Genomic DNA, 15,881 nt, shown 5'->3' on the forward strand with positions numbered 1-15,881 from the left:
GAATGACGCTCTACCGAGGAACCTTCCTCGACACCCCCTCCGACCCGTTCTCCGGCGGCGAGCTCCGCACCGAACAGGACGGCGCGCTCTTGGTGCGCGACGGCGTGATCCGCGCCCGCGGATCCTTCGCCGACCTGCGCAGCCAGCACCTTCAGGAGGAGGTCATCGACCTCTCCGGCGGCTTCGTGCTGCCCGGATTCGTCGACACCCACGTGCACTTTCCGCAGGTACGCGTCATCGGCGGCCTCGGCATGCCGCTGCTCGACTGGCTCGACCAGACCGCCCTCCCCGAGGAGGCGCGCCTGGCCGACACCGACTACGCCGCGGGCGTGGCCACCGACTTCGTACGCGGCCTGGTCGGCGCCGGCACCACCACGGCGCTGGTCTTCGGCAGCCACTTCGCGCCCGCGGTCGACACGGTCTTCGCCGAGGCCGCCCGCGTCGGGCTGCGGATCACCAGTGGCCTCGTGGTCAGCGACCGGCTCATCCGCGAGGACCTGTTCACCGACCCTTCTCGGGCACGGGAGGAGTCGCTCGCGCTCGCGGCCCGCTGGCACGGTGTCGGCCGGGCCCGCTACGCCGTGACCCCGCGGTTCTCGCTGTCGTGCTCCGAGCCGCTGCTCGCGGCCTGCGGTGACGTGCTCGGCGCGGTGCCGGGCGCGATGCTGACCTCCCACGTGAACGAGAACGTCCGCGAGATCGCGACCGTCGAGGAGCTCTGCGGCTGCGACTACGTGACCTCCTACGACCGTCACGGCCTGGTCGGCCCCGGCACCGTACTGGCCCACAACGTGCACCCCACCGACCCCGAGCTCGCCCTGCTCGCCGCCCGCGGCGCCGCCGTCGCGCACTGCCCCTCCAGCAACGCCGCCCTCGGCAGCGGCCTCTTCCCGCTCGCCCGACACCGCGCTCACGGCGTACGCGTCGCGATGGGCTCCGACGTTGGCGCCGGCACCGGGTTCTCCCTGCTCAAGGAGGGCCTGGGGGCGTACGTCGCCCAGCAGCTCCTCGGCGATGCCGGCCACCCGCTGACCCCCACCCACCTCCTCCACCTGGCCACCGTCGCCGGCGCCGAAGCCCTAGGCCTCGGCGACACCGTCGGCGACTTCTCCCCCGGCCGCCGCTTCGACGCCCAGTGGATCAAGCCCGCCCCGAGCACCCCGCTCGACGTAGGCCTCGCCCACGCCGCGGATGCCGCCGACGCCCTCGCCAAGATGTTCGCCCTCGGCACCCCCGCCGACGTACGCAGCGTCTGGATCGACGGCGACCTCGTCAACACCCCCGACCCCCACCTGGTCGGCTGACCCCGCCGAGGCGTCAAGTACGTCGGCCGAGGCGTCAGCCCGGTCAGCCGAGACGTCGCTCCCGTCGGTCGAGCGGTCAATGCGATGCCAACTCGGCCGACGCGAGTGACGCCTCGACGATCGGACCTCGCCAGGGCAGCCTCGTCGCGCCCTGCGAAGCGTCAGGTACGTCGGTCGAAACGTCACTTGGGTCGGCCGACCGGAGTGACGTCTCGACTGTCTGATCAACCGCCGTTCTCCTAAGGTCGAGTCGGCGCATCCTGACGCGAAATCAGGCCGAGTCGGCTCGTCATGACGAGCCGACTCGGCGCGATTTCAGGTGAGGACGAGCCGACTCGGCCTCCCCTCCATACGGTATTCCTCAGCCGGTCACGACCTCTCGATGTCGTCGTCGAGCCTGTCCCCGAAGCCCTCACGAGAGTCCTGCGAAGCCGCGAAGACGGAAGCACCGGAGCGGTTGCCGAGGGTGATCTCGTTGAACAGCAGGTTGAGGACGACGGCGACGAGGGCGGTGGCACTGATGCCGGAGTGCATGACCACCCCGAGCCAGGACGGGAAGGCGTCCCAGAACGTCGGCACGGCGATCGGCAGGATCCCGACGGCGAGAGCCACGGAGACGATCACCATGTTGAGGTTGTCCTCGTAGTCGACCCGGGACAGCGTACGGATCCCAGACGCAGCGACGGAGCCGAAGAGCACGATGCCGGCGCCGCCGAGCACGGGATAGGGAATCGCGGCGACGACCGCGCCGACCACCGGCAGCAGTCCGAGCAGCAGCAGGACGAGGCCACCGGTGGCCACGACGTACCGACTCCGGATGCCGGTCAGGGCGACCAGCCCGACGTTCTGGGCGAACGCGCTGCACGGAAACGTTCCGAACACGGGCGCAACCGTGGTGGCGGCCATGTCGGCGCGGAGACCTCGAGCGACACGTCGAGCGTCGACGTCGGTCTCCACGATCTCGCCGATCGCCAGGATGTCGGCGGTCGTCTCGGTCATGATCACCAGGATCACGATCGTCATCGAGACGATCGCACCGACCTCGAAGGTCGGGCTGCCGAAGTGCAGCAGCGGTGGCAGCGCCACGAGGTCGGCCTTGCCGACCGCCGAGAAGTCGGCACGACCGGCGACGACGGCGATCAGGGTGCCGATGACCAGCCCGATCAGGATCGACAGACGTGAGATCGCCCCCTGGAACACCCGACTGATCACCAGGATGATGACCAACGTCAGACCCGCATAACCGATGTTGGTCATCGAGCCGTAGTCCGGAGCGGAGGCGTCGTTGCCCATCGCCCACCGGAACGCCACCGGCATCAGCGAGAGCCCGATGACGGTGATGATCGTGCCGGTGACGACGGCCGGGAAGAGCCGGACCAGCTGGGCGAAGAACGAGGACAGGACCAGCCCGATCAGGCCGGCGACGATGATCGCGCCGAAGACCGGCCGCAGCCCGTCCTCGCTGGCGATGGTGACCATGGTCGAGACGCTGGCGAACGAGATCCCCTGCACGATCGGCAGCCGGCTGCCGAAGGGCCCGAGACCGAGCGTCTGCAGCAGCGTGGCGAGGCCGGACACGAAGAGTCCCGCGGTCACCAGCAGCGCCAGGTCCGTGCCCGAGAGGCCCGCCGCACCCCCGACGATGAGCGGCGGCGCGATCACGCCGCCGTACATCGTCAGGATGTGCTGCGTGCCGTAGGCGAGGAGCTGGCCCGGTGGATGCCGTTCGTCCTCGGGACGGGTCGATACCGATGCGGTTGCCTGTCTCCTACGACCAAGCATGGCCGGGCCTCAGCAGAATCCGGGGATGGCGTGCCAGGCGTTGCCGGCGTCAGGGGCCTCGTCGCGTACGACGGAGGCTTCGATCAGGCCGTAGGGCCGGTCCGCGGCGAAGAAGACCTCGCCGGGGTTGTCCAGGCCGAACGGCGAGAGGTCGGAGAGGAAGTGGTGCTTGTTGGGCGCGGAGAACTTGATCTCGGCGACGTCGCCGTGCTGCTCGAGCACCGAGGTGCCCATCCCGTTCAGGGTCTGCTGGAGGGCGAGGCTGTGGATCTCCGCGAACCGCTGCAGCAGCAGGGCCCGGATGGAGTCGTACGCCTTGTCCCAGTCGACCTCGGTCCCGTCATAGCGCCACCGAGCCACGAGCGAGGTCGCCAGGATCCGGTCGGTGGTCTCCTGCAGGGTGGTGTACTCGTCCTTGAGGAAGCCGTGGAACTCCGAGCCGGTCGACTTGAGCACCACCAGGTCCTTGATGCCGGAGACGACGTGCGCCACCCGGTCCTCACCGCGACCGTCCACGTTCACCACGGTGGTCCGTACGCCGCCACCCGATCGCACGAACGAGTGGTCGTGACCGGCGCCGTCGACCTCGATCCGGTCCCAGGCGTACTCGTCGATCTCCACCCGGGCGCCCTCGGCCGCCGGGCAGGCCTCGAGGTAGCGGTCGGCGAGGGCGAGCGCGAACTCCTCGATCGAGGCGACGCCGATCTTCTTCGCGTAGGCGAAGACGGTGTTCTTCTGGGTGTCGGTGGGCAGCACGTCCTTCTGATCGCCGCTGGTGTGGGCGTCGCCGAAGCGGCCGCGCAGCGCGGTCGAGACGTTGAGGTCCCGGATCTGGTGGCGAGGCGTGTCGCGGTAGATGCGTACGACGCGGTTCTCGGCCTTGCCGTACTGGTTGGGTCCAAGACGAATGGGCATGTCAGCTCCCTCGGTAGGTGGAGTAGGCGAACGGGCTCAGCAGAAGTGGCACGTGGTGGTGCCGCCGATCGGTGACCGCGAAGGTGACGAGGACCTCCGGGTAGAAGCACTCCTGACCGGTCGCCGCGTAGTAGGCGGCGGTGTCGAACCGGAGCTGGTAGGTGCCGGCGGGGGCCCGGTCGGGCCCCAGGTCGGTCACCCGGCCGTCGTCGTCGGTGGTGGCGTCGGCGAGGACGGAGGTCTGTCGGGTGTCGTCCGTGATCCGGCTGAGCCGGACCGGGACACCGGCGGCCGGACGGCCGAGCGCGGTGTCGAGTACGTGGGTGGTGATGGCGCTGGTCATCGGGAGACCTCCTCGACGGCCAGGACCCGCTCCAGCCGGAGCAGCGCGATCTTGCGCAGCTCGTCGGCGACCACGGCCGCCTCCTCGTCGTGCTCGTTGCCGAGCCGCCCGCGGAGCGAGGCGAGGACCTGGTCGGCCGAGAGGCCGGTGGCACAGATCAGGAAGACGCGTCCGAAGCGCTCCTCGTAGGCCCGGTTGGCCTCGGCGAGGGTATGTGCGGTGGCCGGGTCGGTGCCCACCGCGGCCTGCTCGCGCCGCGACCAGGCGGCCTCGGCGTGCTCGCCCTCGGCGCGCTCCCCGATCCGAGGGTGGGCGGCCAGCGCCTGGTCGACGTCGGCCGCCGTGAACCGCCGGGCGGCCTCGTCGGCAGCCCGGACGACGTCGGCCTCGTCGGCGTAGGGACGCCCGGCCAGGACGGCGGCGACCCAGCTCGGCGCGTCACAGCAGGCCTGCAGCGCAGGTCGTACGACATCAGCCGGTGAGGTGTTGAAGCTCTGGAGATCCATGCACCGTTCTCTCTCGCTATGCGGAAACTAATTTCCGTACAGCGACAACGATGACATGTGTCTCTCGTCACAGTCAACAGTTTGTTGAAAAGTCTGGGCTACTCCCGCTCGCGGTTCAAGTAGTTGTAGACCGTGAACCGGGTGACCCCGAGCGCACCGGCCACGATCTCGGCGCTCTTGCGGTAGTCGAAGGCGCCACGCTCCTCGAGCAGCCGCACCGCGCGCTGCTTCCCCTGCCGGTCCAGGGTCCGGAGATCACCACCGAGACTCTCGGCGACCTCGGCGAGCAGCCCCTCCAACCCGCCGACCGTACGCCGCGGCGCACCGCGTCCCTCGACACGCACCTGGAAGGTGATCTGGTCGGCGCCGTGGTCCAGTCCCGCGGCCACCACGTCGGCGAGGGTGGCCAGGACGGCATCACGTTCGCCACGAACCGAGGTGCCCAACGGCCCGAAGTCGCACTCAAGACCGGCCTCGCGGGCGGCCTCGAGGGCCGCCGTCGCGTGCTCGGGAGGCTCGCCCTCGCCACGGAAGGGTTCGGTGGTGAACTCTGCTTCGACGCGCATGGCGGCAGGCTACCCAGCCTTGCCGCCATGCGATCGGCATGCTCTGTCGCGTCACCCGATCCGGCGACGCGCGAGCTCGGCCAGCTCGGCCTGGTCGATCCCGGCCAGCCGCTCGACCTCCTCGACCGCGACGGCTCCGCACTCCACCCCGCGCAGCACGAACGCGGCGAGCGCAGCGGCAGTCGCCGGCTCGTCGAGATAGCTGGAGTCACCACCGTGGACGTAGGCCCGCAGCCGGGCCGAGGCGACCTCGAGCCCGTCCCGGAAGAACGCGTACGTCGCGACGTAGCGGCTGGGGAGCTGGGCCGGGTGCAGGTCCCAGCCCTGGTAGATCCCGCGCGCCAGCGAGCGGGTCACCAGGCGGGAGTGGAGCTGCCACGCACCGCGCACCGAATCGGCGTCCCCGACCGGGAGCACGTTGGTCGAGCCGTCGGAGACGAAGACGCCGGTGCCGGCGGCGGCCACCTGCATCACGTCCTTGGCGTGGTCGGCGACCGGGTGCTCCATGCTCTGGAACGCGGCCGCGACACCGAGCGAGGCGGAGTAGTCGTAGGTCCCGTAGTGCAGACCCGTGACCCGGCCGTCGCCGGCGGCGATCATCCGGGCGATCAGCGCGGTGCCGTCGGAGCCGAGGATCGCCTGCGGCGTCTCGACCTGGATCTCGAACCGCAGGCTGCCGGCCTCGATCCCGTGCGCCGCCTCGAGGGCGGACAGCGCGGTGACCATCGCGGTCACCTGCTCGACCGAGGTCACCTTGGGCAGCGTGATGACGAACCCGTCACCCAGACCGCCCTCGCGGACCAACGAGCCCAGGAAGAGATCGAGCGTACGCAGCCCCCGATGTCGCGTCGGAGCCTCGAAGGACTTGATCCGGATGCCATGGAACGGCGGCGCCGAACCGTCCCGGACGGTGGCCGCGAGCGCCTCGGCAGCCGCCACGACAGCGGCATCCTCGTCCGCGTCCGGCCGGGAGCCGTAGCCGTCCTCGAAGTCGATCCGAAGATCCTCGATCGGCTCGTCGGTCAGCTTGGCACGCACCCGGTCGTAGATCGCGTCGACCAGGTCGGGCGCCAGATCGAACACGGACACGACCTCGGCGGCCGAGCCCCCGAACTCATCCAGCGCGGCGGCAGATTCGGCGGACCACTCCGCCACCGTCTTGTCGGAGTAGCGGTCGCCGGGGACGTAGACCGTGTGCACCGGCTGCCGTACGCCACGGTCTCCTGGATAGTTCGCGGCCAGCGCCGCGTCGGCCCCGGCGAGATCCCGGTCGAGCCGGGCAACCAGATCCTCGAGATGACTCATGCGCCCACCACCTGCTCATAGGCGGGCAGGGTCAGGAAGTCGGTGTAGTCGTCGGCGAGAGCGACCTCCTCGAAGATGGTGCGGGCCTGCTCCAGGCGGTGCTCGATCCCGTCGGCCGCCGCGAGCAGCTTCGCCATCTCCTCGTCCAGGATCTGGCGTACGAGCTCGGCGGTCACCGGCGTACCGTCATCGAGCTTCGACGAGTTGTGCACCCACTGCCAGATCTGCGAGCGGGAGATCTCGACGGTGGCGGCGTCCTCCATCAGGTTGTGGATGGCGACCGCACCGGCGCCGCGGAGCCAGGCGTCGAGGTAGACCAGCGAGACCTCGACGTTGTCGCGCAGCCCGGCGAGGGTGATCGCACCGCCCGCGGAGGAGACGTCGAGCAGGTCCTCAGCACTGATCGAGACGTCGTCGCGCTGCCGGTCGACCTGGTTCGGGCGATCGCCGAGGACACCGTCGAAGATCTCCCGGCAGATCGGGACCAGGTCGGGGTGGGCGACCCAGGAGCCGTCGAAGCCGTCGCCGGCCTCGCGCTCCTTGTCCTCGCGAACCTTGGCGAAGGCGGTGGCGTTGACCTCATGGTCGCGACGGCTCGGGATGAACGCGGCCATGCCGCCGATGGCGTGGGCGTTGCGGCGGTGGCAGGTCTTGACCAGCAGCTGGGCGTACGCACGCATGAACGGCGAGGTCATCCCGACCGTGGCTCGGTCGGGCAGCACGAAGGAGGGGCCGGCGTCGCGGAAGTACTTGATCAGGCTGAACAGGTAGTCCCAGCGCCCGGCGTTGAGACCGGAGGCGTGGTCGCGCAGCTCGTAGAGGATCTCGTCCATCTCGAACGCGGCCGGGATGGTCTCGATGAGCACCGTCGCGCGCACAGTCCCGTGCTGGATCCCGAGCTCCTCCTGCGCGTACGTGAACACGTCGTTCCACAGCCGCGCCTCGAGGTGGCTCTCCATCTTGGGAAGATAGAAGTACGGCCCGCTCCCCCTCTCCACGAGCTCGCGGGCGTTGTGGAAGAAGTAGAGCCCGAAGTCGACCAGGGCGCCGACGACCGGCTTGCCGTCGACCAGCACGTGCTGGTCGTCGAAGTGCCAGCCGCGCGGGCGCATCACGATCGTGGCGAGCCGCTGGTCCTGCTTGAGCTCGTAGAGCTTGCCCTGCGGGGACATCGCCGAGATCTGCCGACGCACGGCGTCGTACAGATTCACCTGGCCGCCGAGCACGTTGCTCCAGTGCGGCGTGCTGGCGTCCTCCATGTCGGCCAGCCAGACCCGGGCACCGGAGTTGAGGGCGTTGATCGTCATCTTCCGGTCCGTCGGCCCGGTGATCTCGACGCGGCGGTCCTGGAGGTCCTCGGGCACCGGCGCGACGGTCCAGTCGCCGGCGCGTACGTCGGCCGTCTCCGGCAGGAAGTCGAGGCGGCCGGTGCGGGCGACCGTCTCGCGGCGGGTTCGGCGGGCGGCCAGCAGCTCGTCACGGCGGGCCCCGAACCGTCGCTGCAGCTCCGCGACGAATTCGAGGGCTTCGGGCGTGAGGATCTCGGCTCCACGCTCGACCTCGCCACCGGTGATCTGAATGTTCACGAGCTCCACCCTCCCAGGGCCACAGTTTTCCTTTGAATGGATTCTTCTTTCCGCATTGCGGATATTAATCTCAGCCGACAACGGACGCAACCGACGAGTTTTCCTCTACACGACGCTAGACTTCCGTCATCCGGAAGTCATTACCCATGGATCGGGAGTTCCAGGTGAGCGAGAACGAGAAGGCGCCGAAGGCACGCGCCGGCGCCGTGCAGTCGATCGAGCGGGCCTTCGCTCTGCTCGAGACGATGGCCGACGCGGGCGGGACCATGGGTCTCTCCCAGCTCGCCGCCGCCTCCGGTCTGCCGCTGCCGACCATCCACCGCCTGGTGCGCACCCTCGTCGACCTCGGCTACCTCCGCCAGGAGGCCAACCGGCAGTACGTCCTCGGCCCCAAGCTGATCCGGCTCGGCGAGAGCTCCTCGCGCATGCTCAGCACCTGGGCCCGCCCCCACCTCGCCCGCCTCGTCGACGAGGTCGGCGAGTCGGCCAACCTGGCGATGCTCGACGGCGATCAGATCGTCTACGTCGCCCACACCGAGTCGCGCCAGTCGATGCGCATGTTCACCGAGGTCGGCCGGCGGGTGTCCCCGCACTGCACCGCCGTCGGCAAGGCGATCCTCGCCGACATGGCTCCCGACCAGGTCCGCGACATCCTCCGGCGCACCGACATGGTCCCCTACACCTCGACCACGATCACCTCACGCGACGCGTATCTGGATCAGCTCGATCAGGTCCGCGACCGCCGCTACGCCATCGACGAGGGCGAGCAGGAGGCAGGCGTACGCTGCGTGGCCGTTGCCGTCCCCGACTACGCACCGCGCCTGGCGATGTCGATCAGCGGCCCCACCGGGCGGATGACCGACGAGCTCATCGAGCGCGCGGTCCCGCTGCTCACCGAGGCGGGCAAGCAGCTCGCCGCCGACCTGGCCTGACCAACCGGGCCATCGGCCAACTCTACGACCGCGGACCCGAAGAGCGCCGATCAACTAGGACATGAACTCGGCGATCTTCTGGCTCGCGGAGTAGCCCGGCGCAACACCCTCGGCCAGGATCGCGAACGAACGCGCCCTGTCGATGTTGTTCAGCCTGAGCGGAAGAATCTCCTGGTAGGCCGGCGAGGCGTACCACCCCTGGGCCGCCTCCGTCGACGGAAAGCGGAGAACCACCAGCATGCCCTCCGCGGTGCCCTCGGCCACGACGAGATCGGGACCGTGAATGAGGAATTCGCCGTCGAACGGAGCCAGGGTGGCGTCGACGCGGCGCAGGTATTCGACGATGTCGTCGTTGACGTTCAAGCCGTTGATCCATGCGACGGCGTACGCAGGTTTCGTGGTCATTGCTCCACACTCGTCCTTGCCCGCAACGGTGGCCATACCTGGTTTCGGCACCAGGAGCGGAGCTCACCCCGCCCAGCTCACCAGCCCGACGGACGGGTGTTGCCCAGCACCCGGGTCACGGTGATCTCGATGACCACCCGCTCCGGGTTGGGGCGAGGCTGCCGGTAGCGCTCGGCGTAGCGCCGCTCGGCCTCGGCCACCGACTCCGCGTCGTCCTTGACCACCGCGGTGCCCTCCAGCGTGCACCACCGCCGCCCGTCGACCTGGCTGACCGCTGCCTGCGCGCCGTCCCCGGCCGCACGTACGTTGCGGACCTTCTTGCTCCCCGCGCTGCTGATGATGCGCGCGATGCCGGCCTCGGGATCGAAGGTCACCCCCACCGGGACGAGATGCGGGCTGCCGTCCGGGCGGCTCGTGGTCAGGAAGCACACCCGCCGCTCCCGCCAGAACTCATCGTTCGCCGCGGGCGAGGGAGTTGCGTCGACTGTCATAGGTGCTCCTTCGTGAACCAGGGCCGTGGCTGCCACGGCCCCATCGGTGGGATCAGCGGTTGTCGCCGCTGCCACCGATGGCGCCGCGGTGCTGACGATCGGCGAGCTTCTTGATGTTGAGCTCGGCGATGTCCGCGAGCGGGAGCCCGAAGTGGTCGGCGAGGACAGCCAGGTACCACAGTGTGTCGCCGAGCTCCTTGGCGAGATCATCCAGGTCCCACCGGGCGAAGTCGCTGTCGTGGTCCCGGATGATCTTCTTCGCCTTCTCGGCGATCTCGCCCGTCTCGCCGACCAGCCCCAGCAGCAGGTGGAACACCTCGTTGGGCGTGCCCTTCGACGCCGCGGTGCGCAGCGCCGCCTGCTGGTAGGCGTTCATGTCCATCACCAGAACCTATCGCGGCTCCCGCTCAGACGGTCGGGACGGTGCCGCCGTCGATGACGTACTCGGCGCCCACGATTGCCGAGGCGCGGTCCGAGACCAGGGACCCGACCAGGCCTGCGACCTCCTCCGTGTGTGCGAATCGCCTCAGGGCGGGTCAGGACGGGTGGTTGGCGATGACGAGCTCGGCGACGAGGCCGTCCCGGAGCCCGAACCGGTAGTCGAGCTCGGCGACGCCACCCGGGAAGGTGCCCTCGAGCCGCACGGTCACCACCCAATGGGCTTCATCGACGCGGCGAGCACCGATCTGCTCGGTCGTGTACTCGAACTCGGACCCGGCGTCCCGCAGAAACGCATGGGCCGTCTCTCGGCCGCGGAAGGCCTCACCCTGGTCGACGACCACCGCGTCCTCGGCGAGGAAGGACGAAGCGGTGTCGGCATCGCGGATGACGTGGGCGGCGAAGAACTCGCGCACGGTGGTCGGGAGCTGGTCGGACAGAAGATCGGTGTGCTGTGTCATGAGCCCACCATCTGGCCTCACGGCGCGGGAGGGTCAAGCCGTGGACTCTCCCGCGGGGGGAGCGTTCACAATGAGGGCATGCTGACCATCGGGGAGTTCTCGCGGCTGACCCACCTGAGCGTGCGGACCCTGCGCCGGTATCACGAGGCGGCCCTGCTGGAACCCGCCGTGGTGGACGAGACCACCGGTTAACGCTACTACGGCGTCGACCAGATCCCGACCGCGCAGGTCATCCACCGGCTCCGTGAGCTCGACGTCCCCCTGAGCGATGTCCAACGGATCCTGCGGACCCCCGACCCCGGTGTCCGGGCAGCCCTGGTCACGGACCACCTGCAACGCCTCGAGGACGTGCTCGACCGCACCCGGGCCGCGGTCGTGTCGCTGCGCCGCCTGCTCCAGCCCGATCCTGCTCCGATCGACGTCGAGCTGCGCGCGGAGCCCGCCCGGACGGTTGCGGCGGTGGCGGCCGTCGTCGGGCATCGCGACGTCACGACCTGGTACGCAGGAGCGATGGCCGAACTCGAGGCGGCCGTCGGCGCCGCCGTGACCGGACCGCCCGGCGGCACCTACGACAACGCCCTCTTCGAGCAGGAGCGTGGTCACGCGCTCGTCTATCTGCCGACCGCTGCGCCACCTCGCACCGGACGCGTGCACCCCACGACTCTGCCCGCCGCGGAGCTGGCCGTCACCACCCATGTCGGCGAGCACGACGGCATCGAGGTCACGTACGGCGAGCTCGGGACCTGGGTGGTGGAGAACGCGATGTCGGTGGCCGGGCCGGTGCGGGAGATCTACCTCGTCGGCCCTCGCGACACCAGCGATCCCGCCGAGTGGCGCACCGAGATCGGCTGGCCGGTCTTTCGCGTCACCTGACGACACCGAACTACGGCTGGACACATCCGGACAAGCGAAACACCCCGGTGGCCAACGTTTCCGCTGGTCACCGGGGTGTTCTCCCAGGCGTGGCAGATGAAGGATTCGAACCTTCGAAGGCAAAGCCGACGGATTTACAGTCCGCTCCCATTGGCCGCTCGGGCAATCTGCCTGGGTTGCACGCGAACCCCCGTGAAGGAGATCGCGACAGCAATAAACAATAGCGCAGGGGCTGGCGGCGTACGAAAACGGGACGAGGTCCTAGGGTGAGACAGGTACGTTCCCGGGGCACAGTCCTGGCCGGAAGCAAGAGGAGAGAGTCATGGCTGACTCGTCGTTCGACATCGTGAGCAAGATCGACCGCCAGGAGGTCGACAACGCGCTGAGCCAAGCCGCACGTGAAGTCGCGACGCGGTTCGACTTCAAGGGGACCAACGCGAGCATCGAGTGGAGCGGTGAGCACGGGATCGAGATCTCCGCGTCCGCCGACGACCGCGCCAGCGCGGTGCTCTCGGTCTTCCAGGACAAACTGATCAAGCGCCAGCAGTCGCTGAAGATCCTCGACGCGAGCGAGCCGCGCCAGTCCGGTCAGCAGTCGAAGATCTCGATCACGCTCAAGGAGGGCATCTCCTCCGAGGACGCGAAGAAGATCTCCAAGCTGATCCGCGACGAGGGCCCCAAGGGCGTCAAGGCGCAGATCCAGGGCGACGAGCTCCGCGTCTCCTCCAAGAAGCGCGACGACCTGCAGACCGTGATCTCCCTGGTCAAGGCCCAGGACTACGACTTCGCGGTTCAGTTCATCAACTACCGCTGAACCGCTGCCCCTGCGTCGTCGCCGCAGCGAGCGCGGCGACGAAGGCAGCTGGCGAACCGGCACGCCGAAATAGGGCACGTTGCCTGTCCGCCCCGCCGCCAACGGCACGTAGTCGGTTGATGGTGGAGAGCACCAGCGCTTCGTCTCCGTGTGCCCGCAGATATGGCTGGACCCGGGAGACCATGGCATCGACCAGCTGCCCGGAGCGCACGAGCCTGCCGGTCTGCGGGTCGGGCGCCACTCCACGGAGGCCCCCTCGAGCGGCGGACCGACAGGACCGCTGAAGCAGCTCCTGCCGGACGGGTACCACGGGCCGCGCGGCAACTGCGTCGTCGACGGCCATGCTGATCAGCGCGCGCACCAGCCCGGCGTACGCCACGGTCTCCTCAGCGGTCAGGCTCATGTCGGCCGCTCTGACCTCGATGGTGGGGTATCTGGGTGAGAGGCGTGCCAGGAAGTACACGCTGCGGCTGTCCATTGCCAGGCCCGACGCGACGGCCTCGTCGACCATCTGGTCGTACGCCTCCGCCGAGCGCACCGGCGGGGCTGGCGTGAAGGTCGGCCACCGAGTGGCGAGGTTGAAGCGCTGGCTGGCCCAGCCGGTGACCTCGCCCTCCCAGATGGGCGAGTTCGCGGCCAGTGCGATGAGAGGCGGCAACCAGGGGCGGAACCGGAGCAGTGCTTCCACGGCGAGCTGTCTGGTCGGTACACCGACGTGGACGTGGCAGCCGCAGGTTCCGTTGGTGCGCATGGCCGCCGGGAAGAGTCGCGCCAGCTCGTTGTAGCGAGGTTCATTCGTCACCTGGGGCGGGTCGGGCAGTCCGAACGGCGATACTCCGGTGGCGACCGCAATGACGCCGTGACGGCTCGCGACCTCCGCGACCCGGCGACGCAAGGTGATCAGGGCGTCATGGACTTCCGCGAGGGTGGTGCACACCGGCGTCCGCGCCTCCACCATGAACAGCATCGACTCGGCGACGACGCGTGTCGGGTAGCCACATTCGCGGATGATCTCGACCGCCGCCGGGACAACCGCACCGCTGCGCGGGTCGAGCAGGGTGAACTCCTCCTCCACGCCGACGGTCGGTGCACAGCCATCGCCGGCCGATCCACCCAGCCGGCTCGCCTCGGCAGGCGTGCTGCCCCGGTCGAAAACAGTCGCGCGCATGCCCTCGCCTTCCCCGTCGGTCGATCAATCACCAGCGTCGGAGGCCGTCCACTGCACAGGCAGGGCCGAGAAGCACACCACCGCAGGACCTTGGGCACTGACCCTGGCAAGCCCGACCGAGGTTGCATCGAGAGGGGCCATGGAGCCTCACAAGGAGGGACGATGCCCATCACCAAGAACCCGATCCCCATCGAAGTCACCCTGCGGGGCAACGTCGGCGAGTACGCCGGAAAGTACGCACGAAGCAAGATCGCCACAGCGCTCGACATCGCGCACGGACCGGTGTTGTCGGCGCACGTGGTGCTGGACTGGCGGCGCAACCCGGCATCGGAGAACCAGGCCATCGCGGAGGCATCGGCGAACGTCGACGGACTGATGGTGAGGGCGAAGACAGCGGCCCCGACCATGCCGGAGGCCGTCGACGACCTGGAGTACCGACTGCGCCGACAGCTGGCACACCTGCAGGATCGCAACCGTACGCAGCACCGCCGCACGAGCATCCCGGCCGAGCACGAGTGGCGCCACGGCGACCTCCCACGCCGTCGTGTCCCCCACTTCCCGAGGCCGGCGGAGAGCCGGGAGGTGGTCCGCCGCAAGTCGTTCGCGAGCACGCCGATGATGCCCGACGACGCGGCGTACGAGATGGACCTGCTCGATCACGACTTCTTTCTCTACCGAGACGCCGCTTCGGGCGCACCCGCACTGGTGCACCGTCTCTCCGGAGGTGGGTACGGCGTCCAAGGAGCTGAGGCGGCCCCACCGCCCTCGCTGACCGAAGCCCAGGCACGTGCCAGGCTGGAGATCAACGGGGAGCCGTTCGTCTTCTACCGTGATGCGGAGACCGGCGCCGGCTGCGTGCTGTATCACCGGTACCACGGGCACTACGGCCTGATCGAGCTCGCTTGACCCCGCACTAGGCTCCGGGCGTGACCTACGAGCACCCGAGAGCCTCGGCCGAGATCGACGCCCCGATCGAGGTGGTGTGGCGGGTGATGGTCGAGACCGAGTCGTACGCCGCGTGGAACCCGTTCCTCGTCCGCGCCGAGACCGCGCAGCCGGCGGCGGTGGGCAACCCGATCACGCTTCATGTGACGTGGGCGAACGGCGGCCGCGCGCGCTCACCGGAGCGGATCACGGCGCTCGAGCCACCGGTCGTCGGGGAGGACGGGGTCGGGGCTGCGTACCTGGCCTATGTCTATGCGGGCTGGCCGGCGCGACTCGGCCTGGTCCGGGGCGTACGTCACCAGCGACTGACCCAAGGACCCGGCGGGCCGACGCGCTACGAGACGGTCGAGGAGTTCTCCGGCCCGCTGGTCGGGCTGGCCGGTCCGGAGCGTGTCACTGACGGATTCCGGAGGCATGCCGCGGCGCTCAAGGTGCGCGCCGAGACGCTCGCGAGGCGAAAGTAGACTTGACCACTAGATTGAGCGAAATTCTGCATTCATCTGCAAGAATGTGGCCGTGCGAGTATCTGCCAAGTCCGACTACGCCCTCCGCGCCCTCATCGAGATGGCCGCGCGTGAGGACGGAAAAGCTGTCAGCGCCGAGGAGCTCGGCCGCGCCCAGGAGATCCCTCACGGCTTCCTGCAGGCGATCCTCGCCGACCTCCGCAAGGCCGGCGTCGTCATCTCACAGCGCGGGCAGTCGGGCGGCTGGCGCCTGGCCCGCAAGGCGTCGGACGTCTCCGTCGCCGACGTGATCCGCGCCGTCGACGGCCCACTGGTCTCCGTCTATGGCCTGCGTCCCGAGGCGGTCACCTACAACGAACGCGCCGACGTCCTCCAGCACGTGTGGATCGCCGCGCGCGACTCCCTGCGCGAGGTCTTCGAGAAGGTCTCGATCGCCGAGCTCGCCGCTCGCGAGCTGCCCGACGAGGTCACCACCCGCACCGCGCGCGACGAGGCCTGGCTGCCTCACTGAGGCTGCTGGCGGTTGGTCTAGGTATGCAGCCGAACCGTCACTTCCCTCGCGGAGTTCCGCACGGGAAGTGAC

At 69.2% G+C, this 15,881-nt stretch carries 21 protein-coding genes and 1 tRNA gene; 8 read left to right on the forward strand and 14 right to left on the reverse strand.

From position 1 onward, the window contains the following. Positions 1 to 2 precede the first annotated feature (2 nt). Positions 3 to 1,304, forward strand: a complete 1,302-nt coding sequence (locus ACFVDI_RS19415; RefSeq protein WP_378908381.1) for a guanine deaminase — start codon at positions 3 to 5, stop codon at positions 1,302 to 1,304. Positions 1,305 to 1,673: 369 nt separating this feature from the next. Here the strand turns inward: ACFVDI_RS19415 and ACFVDI_RS19420 are convergent, their stop codons facing one another. The 7 genes from ACFVDI_RS19420 to aceB form a co-directional block, all read right to left on the reverse strand. Beyond that, positions 1,674 to 3,086 carry a nucleobase:cation symporter-2 family protein gene (locus ACFVDI_RS19420; protein ID WP_378908385.1) on the reverse strand — a complete coding sequence of 471 codons (1,413 nt, stop codon included), beginning with the start codon at positions 3,084 to 3,086 and terminating at the stop codon, positions 1,674 to 1,676. 9 nt (positions 3,087 to 3,095) lie between these two features. Continuing rightward, a complete protein-coding gene (gene pucL, locus ACFVDI_RS19425; RefSeq protein ID WP_378908391.1) occupies positions 3,096 to 4,001 on the reverse strand; it encodes a factor-independent urate hydroxylase in 906 nt (301 codons plus the stop codon). A gap of 1 nt (position 4,002) precedes the next feature. After that, positions 4,003 to 4,344, reverse strand: a complete 342-nt coding sequence (gene uraH / locus ACFVDI_RS19430; protein ID WP_378908403.1) for a hydroxyisourate hydrolase — start codon at positions 4,342 to 4,344, stop codon at positions 4,003 to 4,005. After that, entirely contained in the window at positions 4,341 to 4,850 is a 510-nt protein-coding gene (gene uraD, locus ACFVDI_RS19435; RefSeq protein WP_378908409.1) for a 2-oxo-4-hydroxy-4-carboxy-5-ureidoimidazoline decarboxylase, read from the reverse strand. Before uraD ends, uraH begins: the two co-directional genes overlap by 4 nt. A gap of 98 nt (positions 4,851 to 4,948) precedes the next feature. Then, entirely contained in the window at positions 4,949 to 5,416 is a 468-nt protein-coding gene (locus tag ACFVDI_RS19440) for a helix-turn-helix domain-containing protein (RefSeq protein WP_378908413.1), read from the reverse strand. 51 nt (positions 5,417 to 5,467) lie between these two features. Beyond that, entirely contained in the window at positions 5,468 to 6,721 is a 1,254-nt protein-coding gene (locus tag ACFVDI_RS19445; protein WP_378908417.1) for a DUF6986 family protein, read from the reverse strand. Further along, positions 6,718 to 8,307 carry a malate synthase A gene (gene aceB / locus ACFVDI_RS19450; protein WP_378908421.1) on the reverse strand — a complete coding sequence of 530 codons (1,590 nt, stop codon included), beginning with the start codon at positions 8,305 to 8,307 and terminating at the stop codon, positions 6,718 to 6,720. Before aceB ends, ACFVDI_RS19445 begins: the two co-directional genes overlap by 4 nt. Before the next feature lie 164 nt (positions 8,308 to 8,471). Here aceB and ACFVDI_RS19455 point away from each other — a divergent pair, with 164 nt between their 5' ends. Then, positions 8,472 to 9,239: an IclR family transcriptional regulator gene (locus ACFVDI_RS19455; RefSeq protein WP_378908427.1), complete on the forward strand. Its 768-nt coding sequence runs from the start codon at positions 8,472 to 8,474 to the stop codon at positions 9,237 to 9,239. Positions 9,240 to 9,293: 54 nt separating this feature from the next. On the opposite strand, the gene ACFVDI_RS19460 is transcribed toward ACFVDI_RS19455, so the two are convergent. The 5 genes from ACFVDI_RS19460 to ACFVDI_RS19480 all read right to left on the reverse strand — a co-directional run bounded on the left by ACFVDI_RS19460 (position 9,294) and on the right by ACFVDI_RS19480 (position 11,034). After that, the gene (locus ACFVDI_RS19460; protein WP_378908432.1) at positions 9,294 to 9,644 is read right to left on the reverse strand and encodes a DUF1330 domain-containing protein; all 351 of its coding nucleotides are present in this window, start codon (positions 9,642 to 9,644) and stop codon (positions 9,294 to 9,296) included. Between the two features lie 77 nt (positions 9,645 to 9,721). Continuing rightward, positions 9,722 to 10,135: a PPOX class F420-dependent oxidoreductase gene (locus ACFVDI_RS19465; RefSeq protein WP_378908435.1), complete on the reverse strand. Its 414-nt coding sequence runs from the start codon at positions 10,133 to 10,135 to the stop codon at positions 9,722 to 9,724. Positions 10,136 to 10,187: 52 nt separating this feature from the next. After that, positions 10,188 to 10,517 carry a nucleoside triphosphate pyrophosphohydrolase family protein gene (locus ACFVDI_RS19470; RefSeq protein ID WP_378908439.1) on the reverse strand — a complete coding sequence of 110 codons (330 nt, stop codon included), beginning with the start codon at positions 10,515 to 10,517 and terminating at the stop codon, positions 10,188 to 10,190. 25 nt (positions 10,518 to 10,542) lie between these two features. Then, complete coding sequence (locus ACFVDI_RS19475) at positions 10,543 to 10,665, reverse strand: SDR family oxidoreductase (protein ID WP_378908475.1); 123 nt, start codon at positions 10,663 to 10,665, stop codon at positions 10,543 to 10,545. 6 nt (positions 10,666 to 10,671) lie between these two features. Further along, a complete protein-coding gene (locus ACFVDI_RS19480) occupies positions 10,672 to 11,034 on the reverse strand; it encodes a nuclear transport factor 2 family protein (protein WP_378908442.1) in 363 nt (120 codons plus the stop codon). Positions 11,035 to 11,112: 78 nt separating this feature from the next. Between ACFVDI_RS19480 and ACFVDI_RS19485 the strand changes: the two genes are divergently transcribed. After that, on the forward strand, positions 11,113 to 11,226 hold the full coding sequence (locus tag ACFVDI_RS19485) for a MerR family DNA-binding transcriptional regulator (RefSeq protein WP_378908444.1): 114 nt from the start codon (positions 11,113 to 11,115) through the stop codon (positions 11,224 to 11,226). A gap of 156 nt (positions 11,227 to 11,382) precedes the next feature. Further along, complete coding sequence (locus ACFVDI_RS19490; protein ID WP_378908449.1) at positions 11,383 to 11,907, forward strand: GyrI-like domain-containing protein; 525 nt, start codon at positions 11,383 to 11,385, stop codon at positions 11,905 to 11,907. Positions 11,908 to 11,997: 90 nt separating this feature from the next. On the opposite strand, the gene ACFVDI_RS19495 is transcribed toward ACFVDI_RS19490, so the two are convergent. Further along, a tRNA-Tyr gene (locus ACFVDI_RS19495) sits at positions 11,998 to 12,079 on the reverse strand. Positions 12,080 to 12,229: 150 nt separating this feature from the next. Between ACFVDI_RS19495 and ACFVDI_RS19500 the strand changes: the two genes are divergently transcribed. Beyond that, positions 12,230 to 12,721 carry a YajQ family cyclic di-GMP-binding protein gene (locus tag ACFVDI_RS19500; protein WP_378908453.1) on the forward strand — a complete coding sequence of 164 codons (492 nt, stop codon included), beginning with the start codon at positions 12,230 to 12,232 and terminating at the stop codon, positions 12,719 to 12,721. Here ACFVDI_RS19500 and ACFVDI_RS19505 read toward each other — a convergent pair. Further along, the gene (locus tag ACFVDI_RS19505) at positions 12,708 to 13,889 is read right to left on the reverse strand and encodes a YbdK family carboxylate-amine ligase (RefSeq protein WP_378908459.1); all 1,182 of its coding nucleotides are present in this window, start codon (positions 13,887 to 13,889) and stop codon (positions 12,708 to 12,710) included. The genes ACFVDI_RS19500 and ACFVDI_RS19505 overlap by 14 nt on opposite strands. A gap of 162 nt (positions 13,890 to 14,051) precedes the next feature. On the opposite strand from ACFVDI_RS19505, the gene ACFVDI_RS19510 reads away from it, so the two are divergent. Genes ACFVDI_RS19510 through ACFVDI_RS19520 form a run of 3 tightly spaced genes read left to right on the forward strand, consistent with a single transcriptional unit; the run spans position 14,052 to position 15,809 of the window. Beyond that, complete coding sequence (locus ACFVDI_RS19510) at positions 14,052 to 14,795, forward strand: HPF/RaiA family ribosome-associated protein (RefSeq protein ID WP_378908463.1); 744 nt, start codon at positions 14,052 to 14,054, stop codon at positions 14,793 to 14,795. A 20-nt stretch (positions 14,796 to 14,815) separates the two neighbouring features. Then, the gene (locus ACFVDI_RS19515; protein WP_378908468.1) at positions 14,816 to 15,298 is read left to right on the forward strand and encodes an SRPBCC family protein; all 483 of its coding nucleotides are present in this window, start codon (positions 14,816 to 14,818) and stop codon (positions 15,296 to 15,298) included. Between the two features lie 52 nt (positions 15,299 to 15,350). Then, positions 15,351 to 15,809 carry an Rrf2 family transcriptional regulator gene (locus ACFVDI_RS19520; RefSeq protein WP_008356464.1) on the forward strand — a complete coding sequence of 153 codons (459 nt, stop codon included), beginning with the start codon at positions 15,351 to 15,353 and terminating at the stop codon, positions 15,807 to 15,809. Positions 15,810 to 15,881: the final 72 nt, after the last annotated feature.

The organism is Nocardioides sp. NPDC057767 (assembly GCF_042798275.1).
Lineage (GTDB): Bacteria > Actinomycetota > Actinomycetes > Propionibacteriales > Nocardioidaceae > Nocardioides.

Excerpts from the sequence above, each read along its gene's own strand:
- ACFVDI_RS19415 (WP_378908381.1), top strand. The coding sequence starts at position 3 with ATGACGCTCTACCGAGGAACCTTCCTCGACACCCCCTCCGACCCGTTC.
- ACFVDI_RS19420 (WP_378908385.1), bottom strand. The coding sequence starts at position 3,086 with ATGCTTGGTCGTAGGAGACAGGCAACCGCATCGGTATCGACCCGTCCC.
- pucL (WP_378908391.1), bottom strand. The coding sequence starts at position 4,001 with ATGCCCATTCGTCTTGGACCCAACCAGTACGGCAAGGCCGAGAACCGC.
- uraH (WP_378908403.1), bottom strand. The coding sequence starts at position 4,344 with ATGACCAGCGCCATCACCACCCACGTACTCGACACCGCGCTCGGCCGT.
- uraD (WP_378908409.1), bottom strand. The coding sequence starts at position 4,850 with ATGGATCTCCAGAGCTTCAACACCTCACCGGCTGATGTCGTACGACCT.
- ACFVDI_RS19440 (WP_378908413.1), bottom strand. The coding sequence starts at position 5,416 with ATGCGCGTCGAAGCAGAGTTCACCACCGAACCCTTCCGTGGCGAGGGC.
- ACFVDI_RS19445 (WP_378908417.1), bottom strand. The coding sequence starts at position 6,721 with ATGAGTCATCTCGAGGATCTGGTTGCCCGGCTCGACCGGGATCTCGCC.
- ACFVDI_RS19460 (WP_378908432.1), bottom strand. The coding sequence starts at position 9,644 with ATGACCACGAAACCTGCGTACGCCGTCGCATGGATCAACGGCTTGAAC.
- ACFVDI_RS19465 (WP_378908435.1), bottom strand. The coding sequence starts at position 10,135 with ATGACAGTCGACGCAACTCCCTCGCCCGCGGCGAACGATGAGTTCTGG.
- ACFVDI_RS19470 (WP_378908439.1), bottom strand. The coding sequence starts at position 10,517 with ATGGACATGAACGCCTACCAGCAGGCGGCGCTGCGCACCGCGGCGTCG.
- ACFVDI_RS19480 (WP_378908442.1), bottom strand. The coding sequence starts at position 11,034 with ATGACACAGCACACCGATCTTCTGTCCGACCAGCTCCCGACCACCGTG.
- ACFVDI_RS19485 (WP_378908444.1), top strand. The coding sequence starts at position 11,113 with ATGCTGACCATCGGGGAGTTCTCGCGGCTGACCCACCTGAGCGTGCGG.
- ACFVDI_RS19500 (WP_378908453.1), top strand. The coding sequence starts at position 12,230 with ATGGCTGACTCGTCGTTCGACATCGTGAGCAAGATCGACCGCCAGGAG.
- ACFVDI_RS19505 (WP_378908459.1), bottom strand. The coding sequence starts at position 13,889 with ATGCGCGCGACTGTTTTCGACCGGGGCAGCACGCCTGCCGAGGCGAGC.
- ACFVDI_RS19510 (WP_378908463.1), top strand. The coding sequence starts at position 14,052 with ATGCCCATCACCAAGAACCCGATCCCCATCGAAGTCACCCTGCGGGGC.